Source organism: Pseudomonas fluorescens (assembly GCF_000967965.1).
GTDB classification, from domain to species: Bacteria; Pseudomonadota; Gammaproteobacteria; order Pseudomonadales; family Pseudomonadaceae; genus Aquipseudomonas; species Aquipseudomonas grandcourensis.
Window position 1 is genome coordinate 1 of sequence record NZ_LACC01000039.1, and the last position, 5,319, is coordinate 5,319.

At 62.3% G+C, this 5,319-nt stretch carries 6 protein-coding genes; 3 read left to right on the top strand and 3 right to left on the bottom strand.

Going from position 1 to position 5,319, the window contains the following annotated elements; genetic code table 11:
• Positions 1-217 precede the first annotated feature (217 nt).
• Positions 218-526 (top strand): hypothetical protein, encoded by a 309-nt coding sequence (locus VC35_RS25510; protein ID WP_046043367.1) that lies wholly within the window; start codon positions 218-220, stop codon positions 524-526.
• 3 nt (positions 527-529) lie between these two features.
• Here the strand turns inward: VC35_RS25510 and greB are convergent, their stop codons facing one another.
• From greB to VC35_RS25525, 3 genes are read right to left on the bottom strand one after another with little or no spacing between them, the layout of a single operon-like run.
• Positions 530-1,027, bottom strand: a complete 498-nt coding sequence (gene greB, locus VC35_RS25515; protein ID WP_007973570.1) for a transcription elongation factor GreB — start codon at positions 1,025-1,027, stop codon at positions 530-532.
• 34 nt (positions 1,028-1,061) lie between these two features.
• Positions 1,062-3,566 (bottom strand): ABC transporter permease, encoded by a 2,505-nt coding sequence (locus VC35_RS25520; protein ID WP_046043369.1) that lies wholly within the window; start codon positions 3,564-3,566, stop codon positions 1,062-1,064.
• Complete coding sequence (locus VC35_RS25525) at positions 3,566-4,249, bottom strand: ABC transporter ATP-binding protein (protein WP_046043370.1); 684 nt, start codon at positions 4,247-4,249, stop codon at positions 3,566-3,568. Before VC35_RS25525 ends, VC35_RS25520 begins: the two co-directional genes overlap by 1 nt.
• A 10-nt stretch (positions 4,250-4,259) precedes the next feature.
• Here VC35_RS25525 and VC35_RS25530 point away from each other — a divergent pair, with 10 nt between their 5' ends.
• The gene (locus VC35_RS25530; protein WP_008049055.1) at positions 4,260-4,865 is read left to right on the top strand and encodes an arylesterase; all 606 of its coding nucleotides are present in this window, start codon (positions 4,260-4,262) and stop codon (positions 4,863-4,865) included.
• 56 nt (positions 4,866-4,921) lie between these two features.
• Positions 4,922-5,215 (top strand): hypothetical protein, encoded by a 294-nt coding sequence (locus VC35_RS25535; protein ID WP_007991769.1) that lies wholly within the window; start codon positions 4,922-4,924, stop codon positions 5,213-5,215.
• The last annotated feature ends 104 nt before the right edge of the window (positions 5,216-5,319 follow it).

Genomic DNA, 5,319 nt, shown 5'->3' on the forward strand with positions numbered 1-5,319 from the left:
ACCCCGCCTCCTACTCGATCGCGTCATTCTTGACACTGTCCAGTCAGCTTCTCTAGGATGTTGCTCATGCGCCGATTTAAACAGCTACTTGCGGGGCGCCAGGTGACTCATCCAGTTACCGATAGAAGCCAGAACAGGCTTCGAAATACCGCTAAAGCGCTGGTTCGGTGTTGCCTCTCACCTGCCATGCAGACTTTTGAGGCAGAGACACGACACAATGAATGCACTAAATGCTGTTGTACGTCCCGCGCCGATCACGGCACACCTGACCCAGCGCAATCCAAAAATCCTGCTTGGTGGCAAACATCAGCCGACGCTCTTGCGTTATCTCGATGGTTGGCCACGTCGTACCGGTGGTCCCGCTGCCTTCCTGATCCAGTTTGTCGAAGACGGTGAGTCGCTCGCTCGTTTTGCCGACGACAGTTTCGATCTGGCAGTGATTCAGTCCCCCAGCCTCGAAGATGCGCCTGAAGTGATCCGGCAACTGACCCGCGTTGCCCGGCAAGGACTGATTACCCGGCGTTAAAGCTCACGGGTAGTCGATCGCCACAATGTACACACACTGTTCACCGGTCGGCGTCTGGACCCGGACTTCGGCGTCCAGTGCCTTGCCGATCAGTGCGCGGGCCAAGGGCGAGTCGATGCTGATCAGGCCCTGTTTGAGGTCCAGTTCATCCGGCCCGACAATGCGGTAGCGCGACTCTTTGCCATCCTCGTCTTCGATCGTGACCCAGGCGCCGAAATAGACCTTGTTCGGATCGCTGGGTTTTTCGCTGACAACCTTGAGCGCTTCCAGGCGTTTGGTGAGAAAACGCACGCGGCTGTCGATCTCTCGCAGCATCTTTTTGCCGTAGGTGTATTCGGCGTTCTCCGAGCGATCACCCTGGGCCGCGGCTTCGCTGACAGCCTGGGTAACCTGGGGCCGACGTACATGCCACAGCTCATGGAACTCGGCGCGCATCCGCGCTTCACCCTCGGGGGTGATCAGCGCGGTGCCAGCGGTGCGGGGAGGGCGGTAACGGCTCATGACAGCTTCTTGTGGTGAGGATGGCAGGAGTCTATCAACCCTCGCGCAGGACTGTCAGCGGGCTGGCGTTCAATGCCCGACGGGTGCCGAACACACCGGCACCACCGATCAGCACTGCGCCCAGCAATGGCAGCAACAATAGCCATGGATGTGGATGCCACGGCAGGTCAAAGGCGTAGCGGTAGAGCACCCAACTCACCACTTCCGAACCCAGCGCCGCCAGCAAGCCACTGACTGCGCCCAGCAAACCGAACTCGATACGTCGAGCCTTGACCAGCAATTGCCGCTCCGCCCCCAGCGCACGCAGTAACGCCCCCTGGCGAATGCGTTCATCCAGCGTCGCTTGCAGACCGGAGAACAGCACCGCCATGCCCGCCGCCAACACGAACAACAACACGTACTCCACCGCCAGGGTCACCTGGGCGAGGATGCTGCGCAGTTGCTCCAGCAAGGCTTCGACCTGCAGGATCGTCACCGCCGGGAAGGCGCGGGACAGGTCGACAATCTGTTGGTCGTGACCTGATGCCAGATAGAAACTGGTCAGGTAGGTCGCTGGCAGATCCTTGAGGGTGCCGGGCTGGAAGATCATGAAGAAGTTCGGCTGGAAGTTGTCCCAGTTGATCTCCCGCAGGCTGGTGACCTTCGCCTCGCGATTGACCCCGCCAACGCTGAAAACCAGATGATCGTCGAGCTTGATTTTCAGGCTTTCGGCGACCTTGCCTTCTACCGACACGCCGGGAACATCGTCCGGCGTCTGTTCGTTCCACCAGTTGCCGGCCGTGAGTTTGTTGCCCGCCGGCAGGTCCGCGGCCCAGGTCAGGCTCAGGTCGCGCTGGATCGCCCGATCACCCGCCGATTCCTTGGTGACGATTTGCTGCACCGGTTCGCCGTTGATGCTGATCAGTCGGCCCGGCACCACCGGGTACAGCGGTGCCGATTGCGCCGACACGGCGATCAGGTGATCGGTGAAGGCCTGTTTGTCCGCCGGCAGGATGTTCAACGCGAAGTAGTTTGGAGCGTTTTTCGGCAGCTGGTTCTGCCAGGTGTCCAGCAACTCGCCCCGTAACAAGGCGATCAGCGCCATCGACAGCAGAATCAGACCGAACGCCAGGGACTGGCCCGCCGCAGCGAGCGGATGACGCAGCAGTTGGCCCAGACCCAGACGCCAGGGCAAGGACGCACGCGCAAGCATGCGCCGCAGACTCTTCAACAGCAGCAACAACAAGCCGCCCAGCACCAGTGCTGCAATCACTCCGCCGCCGAGCAGGGCAAAGGTCAGCACCAGGTCCAGGCTCAGGCGCCACATGATCAGGCCGAGGGCGCCCAGCGCTGCGCCGTAGACCATCCAGGTGCTGGAAGGGATCGGCAGCATGTCCCGGCGCAGCACACGCAATGGCGGAACCCGGCCCAGAGCTGCCAGTGGCGGCAAGGCGAAACCGGCCAGCGCCACCAGTCCGGTGCCGATCCCGGCAATAGCCGGAAACAGCCCGCCCGGTGGCACGTCGGTGGGCAACAAGTCATGCAGCAGGGCAAACAACCCCAGCTGGGCGAGCCAACCGAGGAGGGCGCCGCTGATGCTGGCCAGCAGCCCGAGCACAGTCAGTTGCAGGCTGAACAACACCATGGTTTCCCGGCGTGACAGCCCGAGGCAGCGCAGCAAGGCACTGGCATCGAACCGGCGGGTGGCGAAGCGGGTTGCCGACAGCGCCACCGCCACACCGGACAGCAACACCGCCACCAGGCTGGCCATGTTCAGGTAGCGTTCGGCCTTGCCCAGGGCGCCGCCGATCTGCCGGTTACCGTCGCGGGCGTCCTGTAAGCGCTGGTTGGCGGCAAGCCCCGGTTTGATCAGTTGCCGATACGTTTCGAGTGCCTGAGCGCTGCCTCGCCATAATTCGCGATAGCTGACCCGGCTGCCGGGCTGCACCACGCCAGTGGCCGTAAGGTCGTCGAGGTTGATCAGCACCCGCGGCGTCAGGCTGTAGAAATTGCCGGCGCGATCGGGTTCGTAGGTCAGCACCCGCGCCAGTTTCAGGGTTTTCATGCCGACATCGATGCTGTCGCCGATCTTCAGGTCCAGGGCGGTTAGCAGGCGTGCCTCGACCCAGGCTTCACCGGGTTGCGGTCCGCCACCGACTGTTTCCGTGGCAAAGGGTGCGGGCGCGCTTTTCAATTCGCCCCGTAGCGGGTAGGTGTCATCGGCCGCCTTGATGCTGGACAGCTGGATGCCGTTGTCGGTGGCGATGACGCTGGAGAACTCCACCACTTGGGCGTGTTCCAGACCCAGTTCGGTGCCGCTTCTTATCTGTTCGGGGCGCGCAGGCGAACTGCCTTCGAGCAGCAGGTCGGCACCGAGGAATTCGGTAGCGCGTAGCATCATGGCGCCGTTCAGGCGCGCGCCGAAATAGCCAATGGCGGTGCTGGCGGCAACGGCCACCAGCAAGGCGAAAAACAACACGCGCAATTCGCCAGCGCGGGCATCGCGCAGCAACTGGCGGATGGCGAGACTGAACAGGCGCAACAGCGGCAGACGTGCCATCAAGGCTCCAGAGGGGCGACCAGCAGGCCGGCTTCAAGACGGATCAGGCGCCGGCAGCGATGGGCCAGGCGTTCATCGTGAGTCACCAGCACCAGAGTCGTGCCGCGCTCCTGGTTGAGCTCGAACAGCAAGTCGCTGATGCGCTCGCCAGTGTGGCTGTCGAGGTTGCCGGTCGGTTCGTCGGCGAACAGCACATCGGGCTCGGCGGCAAACGCGCGGGCAATCGCCACCCGTTGTTGCTCGCCGCCGGAGAGCTGGCGCGGCGAGTGAGTCAGGCGTTGGCCCAGTCCCACCCGTTGCAGCAATTGGGTGGCGCGTTCGCGGGCGTCTTTGCGGCCATCGAGTTCCAGCGGCAGCATGACGTTTTCCAGGGCATTGAGACTGTCGAGCAGCTGAAACGATTGAAAGACAAAACCCACGTGCTCGGCGCGGATGCGCGCACGCTGGTCTTCATCGAGGTTGCTCAGGCCTTGCCCGGCGAGGGTGACTTCGCCGCTGCTCGGCAGGTCGAGGCCGGCAAGCAGGCCCAGCAGGGTGGACTTGCCGGAGCCGGAAGCGCCGACGATGGCCAGGCTGTCGCCCTTGTTCAGTTCCAGGCTGAGTTGGTGCAGGATGGTCAGTTCACCTTCCGCGCTGGGAACCACTTTGCTAAGGTCCTTCGCGATGAGAATGCTTGCGCCCATGGAGAGTCCGATGCGTGTCTGGTTTTTGAGTGCTGGCCTGGCCTTGATGTGCATGGCCCAAAACGCAGCGGCGGGTACAGTCCTGATCGTTGGCGATAGTATCAGCGCCGGTTTCGGGCTGGATACCCGGCTGGGGTGGGTGTCGCTGCTTGAGCAACGGCTCAGGCGCGAAGGTTTCGACGACAAAGTGATCAATGCGTCCATCAGTGGCGACACCAGTGCCGGAGGCCAGGCGCGCCTGCCCGCGCTGCTTGCAGAGCATAAACCGGAACTGGTGATCCTCGAGTTGGGCGGCAATGATGGCCTGCGCGGGATGCTGCCAACTCAATTGCAACAAAATCTTGCGTCGATGATCGACAGCTCCCGGGCCAGCGGCGCCAAGGTGTTACTGCTCGGCATGCAATTACCACCCAATTACGGTGCGCGTTACACCAAGGCGTTCGCGGAGGTCTACAGCAACCTGGCCGATGAGAAAAAGATTCCGCTGGTGCCGTTTTTCCTCGACGGCGTGGGCGGCCATCCGGACTTGATGCAGGCCGACGGCATACACCCGGCGGCCGGGGCCCAGGACAAGTTGCTGGAAAATGTCTGGCCTACTCTAAAACCGCTGTTATGACACTTTTCTAGAGGCAGGCTTTCGGCTAAGGTGGCGCCCCCGATTTGGAGCCCCCGATGCCGCGTCCCGCCTGGTCACTATTTGCCTATCAACTGATCGAGCCTGACGAACAGCTGGATCTGTTTGCCTGCCAGGAAGTGCGGGTGCATCTGGTGACCCGTCAGCTGGAGTTGGGCGGTTCGGCGGACCGGACCTTGTGTGGCAGTCTGTTGCCGGCTTCGCCTCGCTGGTCGAGTGTTGATCGCCGGGTGTTTCAGGACCAGCGGCTGTGTTCGTTGTGCCGGGCCATTCTTGAGTCGCAGAAGCGGGGGACGTCGCCGATCTGGCCTGAATTGCGGTTCGAGCTTTGATTCGTCATTAATAGAGGCGGCCTTCGAGCCGACCTGACTTTTGTTGACCGTGTACATATCCGTTGCTGCGGTAACAGCGGCTTATGGTTTCGCCCTTACGGCGA